This window comes from Paenibacillus sonchi, from assembly GCF_016772475.1.
Taxonomy (GTDB): Bacteria; Bacillota; Bacilli; order Paenibacillales; family Paenibacillaceae; genus Paenibacillus_AQ; species Paenibacillus_AQ sonchi.
Genome location: NZ_CP068595.1, coordinates 4,355,564 through 4,371,936 on the forward strand (window position 1 = coordinate 4,355,564; position 16,373 = coordinate 4,371,936).

Sequence of the window (16,373 nt, forward strand, 5' to 3'; positions counted from 1 at the left end):
AGTAGAGCCTCCGGTACGGAGGCTTTATTTTTTGCCTTTTGTCGATCCGTGAAACCGGATATGAAAATACATGTTTGTAAAAAAAATCGGTTTGTAATAAAATTAGTGAGAATCATTGATAATCACTGCGTTTCACTTTATAATTATTTTAATGTGATATACAATCTAATTTTTGCTGGCATCAGGGATTACCTGTTACAATACAGCTTTCTGATTTCGCAAATCGAACAATGGGGGGAACATTATTATGGCAGCAGATTTTGTCATTGAAGGACTGAAAGCGACGATTGAAGGAAAAGAAATTCTGAAGGGCATCAACCTTCAAATGAAGGGCGGCGAAATTCACGCCATCATGGGACCAAACGGTACCGGTAAAAGCACCCTGGCTTCCGCACTGATGGGCCATCCCAAGTACGAGGTTACCGAGGGCACAGCCGTTCTTGAAGGCGAGGACCTGCTGGAAATGGCTGTTGACGAACGCGCGCGCGCCGGTCTTTTTCTGGCGATGCAGTATCCGAGTGAAATCAGCGGCGTAACGAACTCCGACTTCCTGCGCAGCGCCATTAATTCCCGCCGTGAAGAAGGAAATGAAATTTCCCTGATCCGCTTCATCCGTCAAATGGAAGCTAAAATGAAGGAACTGGATATGAACCCTGAGTTTCTGCACCGCTATCTGAACGAAGGCTTCTCCGGCGGTGAAAAGAAACGCAACGAAATTCTTCAAATGATGATGCTGGACCCGAAGATCGTCATTCTTGACGAAATTGACTCCGGCCTGGATATTGATGCGCTCAAAATTGTTGCTGAAGGCGTCAACTCGATGCGCAGCCCGGAACGCGGCTTCCTGGTTATTACCCACTATCAGCGCCTCTTGAATTACATTAAGCCGGATTTTGTACATGTCATGATGCAGGGACGGATTGTGAAATCCGGCGGTCCTGAGCTGGCAGAACGTCTGGAAGCGGAAGGCTATGAATGGGTCAAGGAAGAACTCGGCATTGAAGATGAAACCGTAGGACAGGAAGCTTAAGAGACGCCAGGAAGGAGGAAACCACTTATGACGACACAAACCATTCTTCCGGTGGATGCACAGCTGCTCGCCGATTGGTCGCAGAGCAGCGGCGAGCCGGGCTGGCTGAAGGACAGCCGGTTGAACGCACTTACGCTGGCCGCTGGCCTGGCACTGCCGAAACTGGAGAAGACCCGGATTGACCGCTGGAATGTGAATAACTATGGAACCTACAAAGCAGGCCAGGCCATCACTGCACTTAGTGAAGCTCCTGCTTCTGTTGCCGCACTGATCAAGGATCAGGAAGAAGGCAGCCTGATTATACAGCGCAACTCCGGCGCCATCTATGTCCGCCTTGCACCGGAGCTTGCAGCACAAGGCGTAATTTTCACCGATTTGCAGACTGCGGTCAAAGAGCACGGCGATCTGGTGCAGCGCTATCTGCATAAGGCCGTACTGCCTGATGAGCACTCTTTAGCCGCGCTGCATGCGGCCCTTTGGAACGGCGGGGTATTCCTCTATGTTCCGAAGAACGTGGTGGTCGAGACCCCGCTGCAGGCGGTGCTGCTTACCGATGATGCCGAAGCGGCTTTTGTTCCGCATATTCTGATTGTTGCCGACACGAACAGCTCAGTGACCTATGTCGACAACTATGTGTCGGACAAAACTGAAGCCGGACTGCACAATGGTGCGGTTGAGGTGTTCGTGGGTGCAGGAGCCAAAGTCCGCTATGCCACAGTGCATCAGTTAGGTGAGGACACGACTGACGTGACTTACCGCCGCGCCGTTGTGGAGAATGACGGAACGATTGAATGGATTGTCGGCGAGATGAACTATGGGGATACAGCCAGCGACACCAAGTCGGTGCTGAAGGGCAACGGGGCAAGCTCCGATGCCAAAGTCATCGCCGTGGGATCAGGCTCGCAGAAGCTGAACTATACGACCCAGGCGCAGCATTTCGGCAAAAACACGCCGAGTGACATGATCACCCGTGCGGTGATGCGGGATGCGGCGACCTCCATTATTAACGGAATTACGAAGATCGAGAAGGGCGCAACCCGTGCCGATGGCCAGCAGACGGAAAAAGTTCTGATGCTGAGTCCCGGGGCGCGCGGAGACGCGAATCCGATCCTGCTTATAGACGAAGATGATGTAACAGCAGGCCATGCCGCTTCCGTAGGACAGGTTAACTACGAGCAGGTGTACTACCTGATGTCCCGCGGAATTCCGCGGCATGATGCAGAAAAACTGATCATATACGGCTTCCTTGCTCCTGTAGTGTCGCAAATTCCACTGGAGGGACTGCGCAATCAGCTCCAATCTCTTGTGGAAAGGAAGTTAGGCCAATGATCAGCAGCGCCATCCGGGAGCAATTTCCCATATTGAATCAGACCATCAACGGGCATCCGCTGGTATATCTGGACAGCGCGGCAACCTCACAGAAGCCGCGCCAGGTCATCGAAGCCGTGAAGTCCTATTATGAATGGGATAACTCCAACGTGCACCGTGGTGTCCATACGCTCGGCAGCCGGGCTACGGATGCTTACGAGGGGGCCCGCGAGAAGCTGGCCAAGTTCATTAACGCCCGCAGCACGAAGGAGATTATCTTTACCCGCGGCACAACGACGGCTCTGAATATTGTAGCCTCGTCTTACGGCCCGGCCAACGTTGGTGAAGGCGACGAGATCGTCATCACCCAGATGGAGCATCACAGCAACTTTATTCCATGGCAGCAGCTGGCGAAGAAGACAGGGGCAACCCTGAAGTTCATTCCTCTGCAGAAGGACGGGTCCATCACGCTTGAGGATGCCGAGCAGACGATTACGGATAAGACCAAAATCGTCGCCATAGCGTATGTCTCCAATGTAATGGGCATTTCCCATCCGGTAAAAGAGCTGGCAGCCATCGCTCACCGCCACGGCGCAGTAATCGTTGTCGACGGAGCTCAAAGCACACCTCATATGAAGGTGGATGTTCAGGACCTCGACTGCGATTTCTACGCACTGTCCGGCCACAAGATGCTTGCGCCTACCGGCATTGGCGCCCTGTACGGCAAGAAGGCCCTGCTGGAAGCCATGGAGCCGGTGGAGTTCGGCGGTGAAATGATCGACGACGTCGGCCTTTATGATTCTACCTGGAAGGAGCTGCCCTGGAAGTTTGAAGGCGGCACACCGATCATTGCCGGTGCGGTCGGCCTCGGGGCAGCGATTGATTTCCTGCAGGAAATCGGGCTGGATGAAATCCACCGTCATGAGATGGAGCTGGCCGCTTACGCGGAGCAGCGCCTCTCGGAGGTGGACGGCCTGACGATTTATGGTCCGAGAAACCGTAAAGTCGGCGTGGTGACCTTCAATCTCGGAGATGTCCATCCGCATGATGTGGCTACGGTGCTGGATGCCGAAGGCGTGGCTGTCCGTGCCGGGCATCACTGCTGCCAGCCGCTGATGCGCTGGCTGCAGGTCAGTTCGACGGCCCGGGCCAGCTTCTACCTGTACAACTCAGAACAGGATGTAGATGCGCTGGTCCAAGCCTTAATTAAGGCAAAGGAGTATTTCGCCTATGAACTTGGATGACTTGTATAGACGTGTAATTATGGATCATTATAAAAATCCCCGGAACCGTGGTTCTTTTGCAGATGACGCCTTGAAGATCGAGCTGAACAACCCTACCTGCGGCGACCGTATTACGCTCCAGCTTAAGGTGGAGGATGGCGTCGTGAAGGACGCCCGTTACAGCGGCGAAGGCTGTTCGATCAGCATGTCGTCGGCTTCCATGATGACGGAAGCGGTCAAAGGCCAGACCGTAGAGCATGCGCTAGAGCTGGCTGACCGGTTCTCCTCCCTGATGAAGGGGGAAGCAGTGGATTTTGAAGATTACGAAGATATCGAAGCCCTTTCCGGTGTTAATAAATTTCCGGCGCGGATCAAATGTGCGACACTCGCATGGAACGCGCTGCGCAAAGGCATAGACGTGGAAGAAGAGCATCACCAAGAACATTAAAAACAAGGAGGCTGACACCATGGCTAAGAAAGCGCCTGATATGGAAGAGTACCAATATGGGTTCCGTGACGAGCATAAGTCGATATTCCAGTCTGGTAAAGGACTTACGGCCGAAATTGTTAAAGAAATCTCCGCCATCAAAAATGAACCGGAATGGATGCTGGATTTCCGCCTGAAAGCCCTGGAGCAGTTCTATAAAATGCCGATGCCTAAATGGGGCGGCAATCTTGACGAATTGGATTTTGACGATATCCAGTATTATGTAAGACCCTCCGAGAAGCAAGGGAAGACTTGGGAGGAAGTGCCTTCCGAGATCAAGGAAACCTTCGATAAGCTGGGGATTCCGGAAGCGGAACAGAAATTCCTGGCAGGTGTCTCGGCGCAGTACGAATCCGAGGTTGTCTACCACAGCATGCAGAAGAACCTTGAAGATCAGGGCGTCATCTTCACCGATACCGACACGGCGCTGCGGGAGCACCCGGAGCTGTTCAAGAAGTTCTTCGGCACCATTATCCCGCCTGCGGATAACAAATTTGCTGCTTTGAACAGCGCGGTATGGTCGGGCGGAAGCTTCATTTATGTTCCGAAGGGCGTAAAATGTGAAGTGCCTCTGCAGGCCTACTTCCGTATTAACTCCGAGAACATGGGCCAATTCGAGCGTACCCTGATTCTTGCCGACGAAGACAGCTTCGTGCATTATGTAGAGGGCTGTACCGCTCCAATCTACAGCACGAACTCTCTGCACAGTGCGGTGGTAGAGATCCTGTGCATGAAGAACGCGCGCGTCCGCTACACAACCATTCAGAACTGGGCGCCGAATATCTATAACCTGGTAACCAAACGTGCCGTTGCTGAAGAGAATGCAACGATGGAATGGGTCGATGGCAACATCGGCTCCAAGCTGACGATGAAATATCCTGCGGTTGTGCTCAAAGGCCGCGGAGCCAAAGGTTCTGTATTGTCCATCGCGGTTGCAGGCAAAGACCAGCACCAGGATGCAGGAGCCAAAATGATTCACTTGGCACCGGACACCACTTCGACAATTGTCTCCAAGTCGATCAGCAAACACGGCGGTAAAGTAACGTACCGTGGTCTTGCTTCCTTCGGCCGCAAAGCGGAAGGCGCCAAGTCGAACATCAAATGCGATACGCTCATTCTGGATAACCAGTCCACTTCGGACACCATTCCTTACAATGAGATCATGAACGACAACATCGTGCTGGAGCATGAAGCGACCGTCTCCAAGGTATCCGAGGAGCAGCTGTTCTACCTGATGAGCCGTGGTCTTACCGAAGCCGAAGCTACCCAGATGATCGTTATGGGCTTCATTGAACCCTTCACCAAAGAACTGCCGATGGAATATGCGGTAGAAATGAACCGTCTTATCAAGTTCGAAATGGAAGGCAGTATAGGATAACCTTCTGAAAAGCTTGATATATCAGCCTTTTTGGGGGTTTATTGCGAAGGAATTAAAAGGTCGTGCCGATTTTGTGCCGATTCAATTTCTCTTTTAGTGTAGGAGGCGAACTTTTCAAGTTCGTCTTCTTCTATTTTTTGAGTTATCGAAAGATATGTGTCAGCTGTGGTTTTTATTGTTTTGTGACCCAGCCGTTTGGATACAAACAGAAGACTTGCTCCAGACTCAAGAAGCAAAACAGCATGAGTATGCCGGAATCCATGTGTCCCCTTATATTCAACCCCTGCTTTAGTACAGTATTTTTCAATTGACTCACGCACAGTCGAAGGAGTTAAGTAATTGCCAAGATAGTTTTGGAAAATGATCCCGTCTTTGTTTTGATGGAATGTTGGGCTATTCATTATGAGGTTGTCTTGAATAGTTTTAAATTTCTCCAAAACTCCTACCACATCCGTTTCTATTCGAATTGTACGATAGGAAGACGTGTTCTTAAGAGTGGTCAGTTTCAATGCATTGTTATTATTTCTACTGGTTTGTCTTTCGATTGTTATTTTATCTCCTTTTAAGTCTGACCATCTCAATGCTAGTGCTTCGCTGATCCGTAGTCCAGATCGGCTCAGAAAGTACATGAGAGTGTAGTATATAGGATAGCCTTCAAATCGTTGGTGTTTGTATTCTTTCATAAAATCGAGAAGTTTGTTTAATTCACTTAAAGAATGATATTTTACAGGTTCTTTCTTTTTTGTTGAGTCCTTTATAGACACCTTTAATTTATCAGCAAGGTTTTTTTCAAGGATCTCAATTTCATAAACAGCATAATGAATAATACTTTTTATAACCGAAAGATACTTCGTACAGGAGCCGTATGAATATTTCGGTTCCCCGTTTTCATCCTTCATATCCACGTACGATTGAATCCAATCTTTTATTTCAGACCGCCGGATCTTCATGATTCTCTTATTACCAAAATAAGGGAGGATGTGTAGTCTTACAATAGTTTCTACCTGTTCGAAAGTAGAGTCTTTTAAATTGGACCGCTTATGCTTCATCCATATCTCAACGACTTCACTAAATAGCATATTGCGGTCATTTAACGTCTGACCGTAATATATTCTTTCTTCGACTCTAGCTGCTTCGATTTCTGCTTCTTTTTTTGTTCGAAATGTACCTATACTGAACTCATCGCCTTCTTTTGATACGCGAGCCTGCCATTTCCCACTTTTAAGTTTTCTGAAGGTTGCCATATTAAGTATCGCCTCCCGAACGTTTGTTCTATTCATATGTAAACTTAAAAAACCTTACGGCAGGAGTGCGCAAAGGTCTATTGTTTTTGAACTATATTGAAATGATTAAGGATGAAAAAATGAATCCTCGTTTTGCCAAAAACTCCGATTTGAAAGTTCTTTTAACTTTGCTACTTCTTCAGGAATGCCACAGAGAGCAGCAACTTCTTGGATCGTTGCACCTTTTAGAAGTAACTCGTCAGGAACGAGAAGTTCTACAGCAAAGCGATTAGCTTCCTTCTCAATTCGATCTACAGAATAAAGAGTGTGCTTTCTCAAAAAAGGGGTATTGACATTAGAATGCAAAATTGCATGACCTAGTTCATGTGCACAGGTAAAGCGTTGTTCTTCTATTTTAGCTTCCGAGTTGATGTGTATCATTTGGAAGCGACGATTGTAATTATAATAGCCAAACATCTCGCCCAACAATTCAAAAAAAACAAGAATGTTTTTCTGGGATGCAATATCAAAGGGATCGTTCGTTCTGTATTTTTTGACCAGTTGGGTAACAGCGTGTTTAATCATACTGTCTCCCATCCTCTGATTATTCAGTTTCTCTATATTTTTTTGGAGTATATTTTTTCTTCGCCATTTCCCTTGCCAGCCGCAGTGAGTTTTCAAGGGAAATGGCAAACAAGCGTTTTGTTTCTTCATCCATTGGTTCTCCGCTGAATGCGAGAGCTTTATCAGATTCCAAGTCGGCGAGAATTTGCTCAACTTCCTTAGCGATATCTCGAGTTTCCTTTACATTAAGAGCATAGTATGCTTTTTTTCTTCATTTTCTTCTTTAATTATAAGAGGTTCTTGAGTATTTTCATACTTAAACGTTGTATCTATATCACTTTTATGAACCCCGAAGACGTCAGCAATCTTTTGTATTACTCCATGTGATGGTTTGGAGCGATAGTTTAAATAATCACTAACAGTTGAGGGGCGGAGGCTAATTTTTTCTGCTAATGTTTTTTGTGACATTTTATTTTTATTTAAATACTTTTTAATGTTTTCCGCAATAATAACCTTCGGATCATTTTCCATGGTCTAAGCTCCTTGAAAATACGAAATAACCGTAATTTATTCCTATAATACGGTATTAACAAATGAAAAACAAGGATTACATCGTTGACAATACGTTTAAAACGTATTATTCTTGGATCATGTATTTATATACGAAAAATACGTATTTGTTGGGAGGTAGTAAAATGAATAAAACAAAAAGTATTAGTGAGCTCAGAGAAAGCTTTTGTTTATCCCAAAAGGAATTAGCTGGTATTTTGAATATAAGTGCAAAAACTCTTTGGAATTATGAGCAAGATTCCAGTAACTTACCTAACAAAATACTGGAAAAGTTAATGATCCTGTTTGATATAAAATATGATCATATTTTTTTGGGAAAGAAATACGAAAAAAACGTACAAAAGCGAAAAGAAATATTTGAAAGAGCTGAACTTGTAAAAAAGCAGTTCTCCGCCTAATAGAAAGATTACTGTTAATCTGCTGCTCCTGTCTGTCATCGCTAACTCAGCAAAACAACGCACAACTGGCGAGGTGATTAAATGAAAGATTTTCTTTCCGTAACGATAAACAAAGCAGAGATTCTCAAAATTTGTCGTGAGCAAGTGGAGCAACTTATTCAGGAATTTGACAATGAATTTGTTTTTTGGGATACGAACCAACTAAAAAAAAGAACTTGTATGAGTTGGAATACAATTCAAGAATATTTCTTTTTCGATCCTAGATTCCCTAAACGAAAAGTAGGTGGTAAATGGTACTTTCCGGCGCATGAAACAAGAGAATTTTTAAGGGAATGGCTACTTGAGCAAACGGGATGAACATTAAAAAACATGTCACAAGCATAGAAATTATTAATTTAGGGGGCAAGTAAGCATGGGAGCCGCATTTGCAATCCAAGTCAAGACTGGCAAAGAAAACAACGTTCAAAAGCTGATGGAATGGGCATTTTCTAAAAGCGAAACTGCTCAAAAATGGATTAAAGCTATTCATAATTTTACAGAATCTACAGTCCGCATACTTAGTGACGGTAGCTTTGGCAAAGAAATTCAACGTGCGGTGATGCCCGGATATATTTTTCTTGAAATGAACTACTCCGTTGATGAAAACAACCAATCTGCCTATATTCCCGCAGATGTGTGGCACCTTATTAAGAGTATCCCAGGTGTTTTGAAGCAATTTACCAATTCAGGTCAAATCATTGGTGCCGAAGAATTTCACAATATGCTTGGTCTTGACATGGAAGAAAAGATCGAGGTTGCTGTACCCGTTCAGGAAAACGCAACTGCATCGGAAGTATCCAAGGTGAACGAAACTGAACGTGGTGTAAAGGAAGCTCTCCATCAAGTCAATATTGCAAGCAACGAAGAAGAACGTGTAGTTGCAGAACAAGTATTGAAGGCCGCTGAACAAAACATGAGTCAACTGACCGAAACTACATATGAAGAAGATAAAGGCATGGTTGCGACAGAATTAGTAAAAGTGAAAATGGACAGCTTGATGAGCAGAATAAAGACGCTGGTTCGCGGTGGTAAGGAATGCGTTCGTGTTCCTAAGTCTATGATGAATACCATTATATTACAAATCGATGAGTCCGACAAACTATCTCCAACGGTCATCATCACCCGTCTACTGAATTACATACGCAACGTAGGTAAAGGCTGATGGAAACCGCCGAACTGGAGTCCAGCACTGGACATATCCTTTACTTTATTCATCCGAGAAACGGAAGTTTGAATGCAGATAACAACTTCGGAATTGCATGTTGGCAACCAGATAACGGCAGCGAACCGTATGCGATTAAAGGTTCATTGTTTGGGCTGAACAAAAAAGAGAATGTTACGGTTCACGGCCGTTGGGAGCAGCACAGCAAATATGGGGAGCAATTTGCTGTAGAGCATTGGGAACGCCCGCTGCCTAAGACCAAAGATCAGATCACTTCATTTCTTGCGTCCAAATTTGTGAAGGGATGTGGGAAAAAACGGGCCGAACTGATCGTGCAGCGTCTTGGAGATCAGGCTCTTGAATGCATTATGGCCGAGGGAGCAGATTGCCTAACAGGAATTAAAGGTATTGGTGCAAAGTACGCTGTACAGATTGCTGAAAGCGTGAAGGGTAATTTTGAAATTCAGCAGATCATGATGACGTTGCTGCCTTATGGGATAACCGCGGATACTGTGACTAAAATGTACAAGCAATGGGGAGCGGAATGTGTAGATATTGTACGCCGAAATCCCTACAAACTAACAGAAATCCGTTTGATTGGTTTTTTGAAGGCAGATGAAATTGCTAGGTCGGTTGGGATCAGCTCCGACTCACCGTATCGCCTGAATGCAGCATTACATTTTGTGCTGAATGAGTTGTGCTATGGTGGTGGTCATTGCTATATCCCCGAAACTGAGCTTACCCAGCGAACAAAAGAGCTTTTGAATAATGTTTTGGAAGAGGATGTGCAAACCGAATTACAACTGATGTCTGCCCATGAACAGGTCATTTGGGAAAACGATAGGGTATACCCGAAGCATCTGTACATCTATGAAAAGAAACTCGCACATAAGCTGGCTTGCATGGCAAACCGGGCTGGCTTTGCTATGCCTACTATTGAGCATACAATACGAGAATTGTCTATTCGGGAGTATCAATTACAGCATGGCATCGTGTTAGCAGAGAAGCAGCGTGAAGCGATACGTGAGCTGTTTCAGCAGCAGCTTTTGATCGTCACCGGAAACCCAGGGACGGGGAAGACCACGCTTGTTCAGGCGATGATTGAAGTTTACTGTAAGGAGTACCCGGAGGCCAACATCGGTCTATGTGCGCCAACAGGACGCATAGCGCGCAAGCTGGGGGAAGTATCCGGCTTGGATTCAGAAACCATTCACATGATGCTAGGATTTTGTCCTGGGGCTGACCCTATGTATGGAGAGGAAATGCCGTTTCCATATGACCTGATTATTGTCGATGAAGTGTCCATGAAAGACCTTCAACTTGCGTATTATTTCTTTCAAGCGGTTGGCTCCAAAACGAAAATTGTTCTGATTGGAGACAGCGATCAACTCCCTTCTGTAGGGCCGGGTAACGTACTGCATGACATGATTGCAGCCGGAGTGCCGCATGTCCGGTTAACAGAAATCTTCAGGCAAGTACAGGAAAGCCAGATTGTTATGAACGCGCACCGAATTAACCAAGGCGAATCTATTGTCATAGATAAGGATAAGGATGATTTCTTTTTCATTGAACAGGCTGACCCAGAGCGAACGGCTTACCTGATTGTCCGAAGTGTGCTGCGGTTTCTGGAGAAGGGCTACAAGCTGGAGGATATTCTGGTTCTTAGCCCGATGAAGAAAGGCGTGATTGGCACAGAGGAATTAAATCGTGCATTGCAGGCCGCGGTAAATCCTCCGGCTGTGGGTAAAGTGGAGCTGGTGATCGGGGAACGCATTTATCGTCAGGGTGATAAGGTCATTCAGGTTCGCAATGATTACAACAAGAGAGTTCTTAATGGAGATATAGGTGTAGTTGTGGGAACCACATTCCTTCGAGATGAGGAAGGGGAGCTGACGGACGAAATCGGACTGGTTTGCGAATTTCAAGGTAGAGCTGTTACCTATAACAAGAAGGAACTAAAGGACGTTTGGTTGGCCTATGCGATCACCATCCATAAAGCTCAAGGTGGACAAGCCCCAGTTGTCATTATGCCGGTATCGACCAGTCATTATGTCATGTTGGCTCGAAATCTGATTTATACGGGGCTGACAAGGGCAGAACGGGTATGTGCGATGATTGGTACTCGGAAGGCATTGAACATTGCTGTAGGCAATAATAAGCTGATTCAACGCAATACGGGGCTGAGAGCAGAGATTGAACTGCATATGCTGCAAATGAGCAAAGTCTGTGCGACTCGGTAAGTTCGAAAAAAATATGGAAATGTGCATATCATTGTGGAAGCTTTGAGAACAGTCAAGCAAGGCGAACGTTTGATTTGCCTACGAAAATCTATCCGACATGAGTCTAGCTGTTGCAGCATAATTGGAATCTGGAAACCGTCAATATTACACTTTTTTCTGTTTTACTGAGTGAATGTATTTATGTTGGGTATAGTAAAGGCTTATAGGGAGGTAAAAATGAACGAAACTGAAGAGATCGAAGTAGTATACAACGTATCGGATAACATTATTTTCATAACTAAACATTCATACTTAACATCAGCCCAGATAGCATTTTTAATGGATATTTCAATTCTGATGGATGAAGAGAATGATTTAAAGAAATCTACTATAGAAGGCATTGCCCAAAAGATCAAGCGTTCGGAACGTAGTGTAAGAGGGCTAATCAAGTCTTTAATAGAAAAAGGGATTCTGCTCCAAACTGAAAAGGGCTGGAGTGTACATCCAGAAATTATGATTGTTGCCCACCCGGACCGAGTACCACTGAAGGTTGTTGAAAAAGCAGTAATAATGCGACGATACCTTGAAGATAGAGGTATCTTTTTTCCTATCTCATTGGTTGCTGGGAAACGCTACGGAAAATGGAGACATTTACATGAGGAAGAGACTACAAGAGGCTGAGTACAGAGCGAAACAACGAGAAGAACTCCATCCTGAAATTATGAATGCGGAAGAACAAAAGGCCAATGAAAAAGGATTTATGTATATCCGCAGAAATGAAAAGAACAGGGCCAGATTTTCACCGCTCATCAATGAAAATTTTTGGTGTATCATTCAGCAGGAGTATTTGACGAATGCAGAAAAAGCGCTCTTTGTGGATTTGCTCGTTTTAGTCGAACTTGGGACGAATCTCATTATCCATCCTTCACTGGATCGCTATTGCAGCATTACGGATATCGCCGCCTTACTCAAGCGGGAGCTGCGGAGTACCCGAGGACTGATTCACCATTTGATTCATAAAGGGATTCTTTACGAACTTGTAGATCCATCTCAGATTAAGAATTACGGTAGAGTGGTGAGCGAACGTCCACTCTATGTGAATCCAGAAGTGTCCTATTCCGGTGATCGGAATAAAATCAATATGATGGCGGCGAGACAAGTCGCCAGTTTTGATCGGATGGAAAAGAGTAAAGTTTTATTACCGTGGAAGCTGGATTTTAGGCTAAATGATGAGTATGCAAGGCTGGTAGAACGGGAGAAGCGCTTCAGGAGGAAGCGCTAATTTTTTTTTGCCTTTAGAGCTGAACAGGGAGTAGTCTCGAAAGGGGGTAGGCAAAAATTTTCCTACATGTAGGCAGAAATTTTCCTACCCCAAAGGTCGAAAAAGCCTTATACAACAAAGGTTTTTGAGATTTGGCAGTTTATATATTCTAACTCTATATATTGCGAACACGGAGTTGTAGATCGGAAGACAAAGATTAATCAACTTGAGTCTAGAACGCGCAGCATAATAAAGACATCCCCCAACTCCATAGAAAAAGAACAGGCGCATCTATACCTGTTCTTTTTTTAATGATTGAAACCCTTGGGGCTGGTGGGGAGTGGGGAGAAGCGATGGACGGTGTTCTGTTACGTTGTCGGTAGAGCGGAAGCGTGGCACATCGAGCGCTTCAGATAATCCCTGCCGCCCCCAGCCCCCAAATTACAAAAGGTATGCGCGTGCGCTGACGTTTTGCGAAGTCTCTGACCTGGATTACGGGTTGGGGGCTTTTTAATTTTCAGTTTGCAGAAATACAGTAGCCCGCCTATACCACAAAAAAGGAGGAAGATCACATGTTGTTTAAAGTATCGGCTAAATCCAGAGTGAACCAATTGGCAGGCGCAATCGTATGGTCGATGCGCCAGGAGGGACAAGCAGAACTCCAGCCCATCGGCGCGAAAGCTGTGAATCAGGCGCTCAAGGCGGTTGCGGTTGCTGGTAGCTTGATGACTGCGCAAGAAGTTCGTCTCGTCTGCACGCCCTCTTTTGTCAAACATCAACTGGATGGTGAGTCAGTTACAGGTTTAGCCTTGCATGTGGGGACGCTTCCGCTCGAAGCAGCACTGTAGCCAAGGTGAAAGGAGCAAAGTCCAATGGAAACATTGACCAAGCCAGAGCGCATCCACAGCCCACAGACGATTAGGCAGATTAGAGAGGATTCCGAGCATCGTTGCGAATATGTAGACCCGGTAACGGGTGAGCGATGCGAAGGCGTAACGCCGGAAGACATCGCGTCTGTACTTAAGCTGCCCTTTCAGCAACCGGCAGCGCAGCCCGTCCCACAGCCCAAGGTGGAGGACTTACTGCAAGCATACATTCAGGTGGACGAGCAAGAACAGGAAACTCGCTTTGTCAAAGGTCAACTGCTTGATGCTATGCTCTCCGCAGGGGCAAGACAAAAGTATTTGTCTTCACAAATTGGTATTAGCCCGGCTCAAATCCGGGAGCTGGTGCATGTATTTCGTACCTTTCCAACACCGGAATCACGTAACACTTCCCTAAGTTGGTATCATCACCGAGTCGCAAGTCACGCACACCAACCGGCTAAGATGCTGGTTAAAGCGAGTGACGAGGCAATGAGCACACGCGAACTGCGCAAAACGATTTTGGAGCAGGAAGGGGTCAGTCATCTTGCCAAACCAGAATGCGATCAGGAGCAAAAGCAAGCCAGACAGGTGCTAACAACAGTTCAGAAGGTGTTGGATACCGGAAGCGAGGCCGCCAAGTGGCTTCGTGAGGAACTGAATCACATATTGAAGGAGGAAACCCCTTGATTTTTAAAAATGTATTGGACTTGTTGGATGCTGTCCATGCCAAACAAGTCGGTCAATTAGCCGAAGCGCTTGCAGTGCAGGCGGGGTTAAGCGCTGGTGAGGCGGCATTAATCGGTGAAGCCGCCGTGTATCACGATATTGGTAAAATTTCGATTCCCGAATCGTTGCTTAAGGCCAATCGGCCATTGACCGCCGAAGAACGGCTGCGTATGCAGCGACATGTCGAATATGGCTTGTCTATCCTGTCTGTTTACCAGATGAATCCGATGATGGACGTTGCGAGAATCATCGTAGCTACCCATCATGAGCACTGGGACGGTAGTGGATATCCAAGGGGATTAAAAGGGGAACAAATTCCGTTATGTGGCCGTATTGTCGCATTGTGCGATGTCTTCGATGCACTGACTTCGGAACGAAGCTATAAGAACGCATGGAGCGTAGAAGACACGCTTGAGTACATCGCCCAGCATAAGGGAAGCCATTTCGATCCGGCGCTTGCTAATCTCTTCATCGCCATGATTTGGCAACAGCAGACGGTGGCTGGATTATGAATGGCGTTTCGCATATTATCGGCGGTATAACAGCAGCGGCAGTGCTGGGCATCCATTCCCCAGCCCCACTTGCTATTGTTGTTGTCGCCAGTCTGCTGCCGGATATTGACCGTCCAAACAGCTTGTTGGGCCGGTTTATTCCGCTGCTGCCCAGCATATTAGAGAAGGTTCCAGGCAAACGAACGGTGACCCACTCCCTGCTACTGGGAGCAGGGCTATGGTTTATTCTCCATGCGATGTCTCCTAGCTGGGCAGTGGCATTTGCGGTTGGGTATGGCTCTCATCTTCTGCTGGACTTATTTACTGGCTACGTAGCCTTGCTATGGCCGATACCCATTAAATTCGGTGTTCCACTATTCGGCATTCCCCCCATTGCCATCGAGGTTGCAGCGATTGCCTGCTGGGGTGCATGGGTGGCTACTGGCGGATATCTGCTTTTTTTGAATATGCTACACGCGTAGCGTCTGCACTCTAGCTGCAGGCGCTTTTTTTATAAAGTTGGAAGGAGGTGAAGCCATTGTTTGCTGGCTGGATTAGTCAAAAACACGCTGTCGTTTGGGTCGTCAGTCAATATCGGCGCGATAAACGAACAGGCGTGGTACAGAAGAGAAAGGAGGGGGCCATATCGTGAGGTTGAGGTTAAAGCGCAGTGGAATCATGCTGTCACTGGTGTTGTTTGCCATACTGGGTCTAAGCTTGACCCTACAGAGTGCACACGCTGATTCGATTAAGGACAAGATTGTGAGCAGCCAAGGGAAAGACAATGTGTCCGGGCTGGAAAAACAAGTGGATGATTCTACTCAAAAGGTCATATCGTCGGCACGCAAAATTTTTGTGACGCTGACGGTGGTGTTTGGCATTTGGCTGGGCATTTGCTATTTTAGAGCAGGCTTTTCACCAGATTCACTCAGGGAGACGAAAGGCCGAATTATGTTCTTTGTGGTCTTTCTCATTCTCTCATTCTGGACAGAATCTATTCTAGGGATGATTTTCAATTTTCTTGGTATTGATCTAGGTAAGCTGTAACTTATGTGAGGTGAGAACATGTGGGGACAATATCATCCGGTTCCGTACCAGAGCAAGATTAAGGAAACCTTTCTGCGAATCTTTGGCGTAGCGTTAAGCCTGGATCAGACATTGTGGTGGGCGGCGGGGGCTTTTTTATCATATCGCTTTGCCCAGCTTGTACCTCCTATCGGCCATGACTGGCTGTACTCGCGGTTGCATCAATTGATTCCTTTTGCGCTCTGTCTGTATTTGTGTTATGCAAAACATCCGAAGACGGGCCTGCCGATTTGGCGGTATTACCGTCTTCTGATTGCCCTGCGGTTCCGTCAGCGATGTTATTATTACCGAAAGTACCGGACACCAGTTTGGGATGAGGGGAAGCGATGAAGGGTTTGATAT

At 46.4% G+C, this 16,373-nt stretch carries 19 protein-coding genes and 1 pseudogene; 17 read left to right on the forward strand and 3 right to left on the reverse strand.

The window, feature by feature from the left end; genetic code table 11:
* Positions 1–247 precede the first annotated feature (247 nt).
* Genes sufC through sufB form a run of 5 tightly spaced genes read left to right on the forward strand, consistent with a single transcriptional unit; the run spans position 248 to position 5,426 of the window.
* Positions 248–1,030 (forward strand): Fe-S cluster assembly ATPase SufC, encoded by a 783-nt coding sequence (sufC, locus tag JI735_RS19115; protein WP_020426762.1) that lies wholly within the window; start codon positions 248–250, stop codon positions 1,028–1,030.
* A 27-nt stretch (positions 1,031–1,057) separates the two neighbouring features.
* Positions 1,058–2,359, forward strand: a complete 1,302-nt coding sequence (gene sufD, locus JI735_RS19120; protein ID WP_039834651.1) for a Fe-S cluster assembly protein SufD — start codon at positions 1,058–1,060, stop codon at positions 2,357–2,359.
* Complete coding sequence (locus JI735_RS19125; protein WP_039834652.1) at positions 2,356–3,582, forward strand: cysteine desulfurase; 1,227 nt, start codon at positions 2,356–2,358, stop codon at positions 3,580–3,582. Before sufD ends, JI735_RS19125 begins: the two co-directional genes overlap by 4 nt.
* Positions 3,569–4,009, forward strand: a complete 441-nt coding sequence (sufU, locus tag JI735_RS19130; protein WP_020426759.1) for a Fe-S cluster assembly sulfur transfer protein SufU — start codon at positions 3,569–3,571, stop codon at positions 4,007–4,009. The genes JI735_RS19125 and sufU overlap by 14 nt, the downstream gene beginning before the upstream one ends.
* Positions 4,010–4,028: 19 nt before the next feature.
* Positions 4,029–5,426 carry a Fe-S cluster assembly protein SufB gene (sufB, locus tag JI735_RS19135; RefSeq protein WP_020426758.1) on the forward strand — a complete coding sequence of 466 codons (1,398 nt, stop codon included), beginning with the start codon at positions 4,029–4,031 and terminating at the stop codon, positions 5,424–5,426.
* 38 nt (positions 5,427–5,464) lie between these two features.
* Here sufB and JI735_RS19140 read toward each other — a convergent pair whose 3' ends face one another.
* From JI735_RS19140 to JI735_RS19150, 3 genes and pseudogenes are all read right to left on the reverse strand, one after another.
* Positions 5,465–6,670, reverse strand: coding sequence for a tyrosine-type recombinase/integrase (locus JI735_RS19140; RefSeq protein ID WP_051051689.1), 1,206 nt, complete (start codon positions 6,668–6,670; stop codon positions 5,465–5,467).
* A gap of 105 nt (positions 6,671–6,775) precedes the next feature.
* Complete coding sequence (locus JI735_RS19145) at positions 6,776–7,363, reverse strand: ImmA/IrrE family metallo-endopeptidase (protein WP_325175522.1); 588 nt, start codon at positions 7,361–7,363, stop codon at positions 6,776–6,778.
* A 156-nt stretch (positions 7,364–7,519) separates the two neighbouring features.
* Positions 7,520–7,744 (reverse strand): annotated as a pseudogene (locus tag JI735_RS19150) (helix-turn-helix domain-containing protein); the annotation flags it as partial.
* Between the two features lie 164 nt (positions 7,745–7,908).
* On the opposite strand from JI735_RS19150, the gene JI735_RS19155 reads away from it, so the two are divergent.
* The 12 genes from JI735_RS19155 to JI735_RS19210 all read left to right on the forward strand — a co-directional run bounded on the left by JI735_RS19155 (position 7,909) and on the right by JI735_RS19210 (position 16,361).
* Positions 7,909–8,181: a helix-turn-helix domain-containing protein gene (locus JI735_RS19155; protein ID WP_039834655.1), complete on the forward strand. Its 273-nt coding sequence runs from the start codon at positions 7,909–7,911 to the stop codon at positions 8,179–8,181.
* 81 nt (positions 8,182–8,262) lie between these two features.
* On the forward strand, positions 8,263–8,538 hold the full coding sequence (locus tag JI735_RS19160) for a group-specific protein (protein WP_039834656.1): 276 nt from the start codon (positions 8,263–8,265) through the stop codon (positions 8,536–8,538).
* A 55-nt stretch (positions 8,539–8,593) separates the two neighbouring features.
* Entirely contained in the window at positions 8,594–9,382 is a 789-nt protein-coding gene (locus JI735_RS19165) for a transcription termination/antitermination NusG family protein (protein ID WP_039834657.1), read from the forward strand.
* Positions 9,382–11,622: an SF1B family DNA helicase RecD2 gene (gene recD2 / locus JI735_RS19170; RefSeq protein ID WP_051051690.1), complete on the forward strand. Its 2,241-nt coding sequence runs from the start codon at positions 9,382–9,384 to the stop codon at positions 11,620–11,622. The genes JI735_RS19165 and recD2 overlap by 1 nt, the downstream gene beginning before the upstream one ends.
* A gap of 216 nt (positions 11,623–11,838) precedes the next feature.
* A complete protein-coding gene (locus JI735_RS19175) occupies positions 11,839–12,282 on the forward strand; it encodes a hypothetical protein (RefSeq protein WP_039834658.1) in 444 nt (147 codons plus the stop codon).
* Complete coding sequence (locus JI735_RS19180) at positions 12,257–12,883, forward strand: hypothetical protein (RefSeq protein WP_039834659.1); 627 nt, start codon at positions 12,257–12,259, stop codon at positions 12,881–12,883. The genes JI735_RS19175 and JI735_RS19180 overlap by 26 nt, the downstream gene beginning before the upstream one ends.
* 551 nt (positions 12,884–13,434) lie before the next feature.
* Positions 13,435–13,710: a stage V sporulation protein S gene (locus JI735_RS19185; RefSeq protein WP_039834660.1), complete on the forward strand. Its 276-nt coding sequence runs from the start codon at positions 13,435–13,437 to the stop codon at positions 13,708–13,710.
* 24 nt (positions 13,711–13,734) lie between these two features.
* Positions 13,735–14,415, forward strand: coding sequence for a hypothetical protein (locus JI735_RS19190; protein ID WP_039834661.1), 681 nt, complete (start codon positions 13,735–13,737; stop codon positions 14,413–14,415).
* A complete protein-coding gene (locus JI735_RS19195; RefSeq protein WP_051051691.1) occupies positions 14,412–14,966 on the forward strand; it encodes an HD-GYP domain-containing protein in 555 nt (184 codons plus the stop codon). The genes JI735_RS19190 and JI735_RS19195 overlap by 4 nt, the downstream gene beginning before the upstream one ends.
* On the forward strand, positions 14,963–15,427 hold the full coding sequence (locus JI735_RS19200) for a metal-dependent hydrolase (RefSeq protein ID WP_051051692.1): 465 nt from the start codon (positions 14,963–14,965) through the stop codon (positions 15,425–15,427). The genes JI735_RS19195 and JI735_RS19200 overlap by 4 nt, the downstream gene beginning before the upstream one ends.
* Positions 15,428–15,593: 166 nt before the next feature.
* A complete protein-coding gene (locus JI735_RS19205) occupies positions 15,594–15,992 on the forward strand; it encodes a hypothetical protein (RefSeq protein ID WP_039834662.1) in 399 nt (132 codons plus the stop codon).
* An 18-nt stretch (positions 15,993–16,010) separates the two neighbouring features.
* Complete coding sequence (locus JI735_RS19210; protein WP_039834663.1) at positions 16,011–16,361, forward strand: hypothetical protein; 351 nt, start codon at positions 16,011–16,013, stop codon at positions 16,359–16,361.
* The last annotated feature ends 12 nt before the right edge of the window (positions 16,362–16,373 follow it).

Excerpts from the sequence above, each read along its gene's own strand:
- sufC (WP_020426762.1), top strand. The coding sequence starts at position 248 with ATGGCAGCAGATTTTGTCATTGAAGGACTGAAAGCGACGATTGAAGGA.
- sufD (WP_039834651.1), top strand. The coding sequence starts at position 1,058 with ATGACGACACAAACCATTCTTCCGGTGGATGCACAGCTGCTCGCCGAT.
- JI735_RS19125 (WP_039834652.1), top strand. The coding sequence starts at position 2,356 with ATGATCAGCAGCGCCATCCGGGAGCAATTTCCCATATTGAATCAGACC.
- sufU (WP_020426759.1), top strand. The coding sequence starts at position 3,569 with ATGAACTTGGATGACTTGTATAGACGTGTAATTATGGATCATTATAAA.
- sufB (WP_020426758.1), top strand. The coding sequence starts at position 4,029 with ATGGCTAAGAAAGCGCCTGATATGGAAGAGTACCAATATGGGTTCCGT.
- JI735_RS19140 (WP_051051689.1), bottom strand. The coding sequence starts at position 6,670 with ATGGCAACCTTCAGAAAACTTAAAAGTGGGAAATGGCAGGCTCGCGTA.
- JI735_RS19145 (WP_325175522.1), bottom strand. The coding sequence starts at position 7,363 with ATGAAGAAACAAAACGCTTGTTTGCCATTTCCCTTGAAAACTCACTGC.
- JI735_RS19155 (WP_039834655.1), top strand. The coding sequence starts at position 7,909 with ATGAATAAAACAAAAAGTATTAGTGAGCTCAGAGAAAGCTTTTGTTTA.
- JI735_RS19160 (WP_039834656.1), top strand. The coding sequence starts at position 8,263 with ATGAAAGATTTTCTTTCCGTAACGATAAACAAAGCAGAGATTCTCAAA.
- JI735_RS19165 (WP_039834657.1), top strand. The coding sequence starts at position 8,594 with ATGGGAGCCGCATTTGCAATCCAAGTCAAGACTGGCAAAGAAAACAAC.
- recD2 (WP_051051690.1), top strand. The coding sequence starts at position 9,382 with ATGGAAACCGCCGAACTGGAGTCCAGCACTGGACATATCCTTTACTTT.
- JI735_RS19175 (WP_039834658.1), top strand. The coding sequence starts at position 11,839 with ATGAACGAAACTGAAGAGATCGAAGTAGTATACAACGTATCGGATAAC.
- JI735_RS19180 (WP_039834659.1), top strand. The coding sequence starts at position 12,257 with ATGAGGAAGAGACTACAAGAGGCTGAGTACAGAGCGAAACAACGAGAA.
- JI735_RS19185 (WP_039834660.1), top strand. The coding sequence starts at position 13,435 with ATGTTGTTTAAAGTATCGGCTAAATCCAGAGTGAACCAATTGGCAGGC.
- JI735_RS19190 (WP_039834661.1), top strand. The coding sequence starts at position 13,735 with ATGGAAACATTGACCAAGCCAGAGCGCATCCACAGCCCACAGACGATT.
- JI735_RS19200 (WP_051051692.1), top strand. The coding sequence starts at position 14,963 with ATGAATGGCGTTTCGCATATTATCGGCGGTATAACAGCAGCGGCAGTG.
- JI735_RS19210 (WP_039834663.1), top strand. The coding sequence starts at position 16,011 with ATGTGGGGACAATATCATCCGGTTCCGTACCAGAGCAAGATTAAGGAA.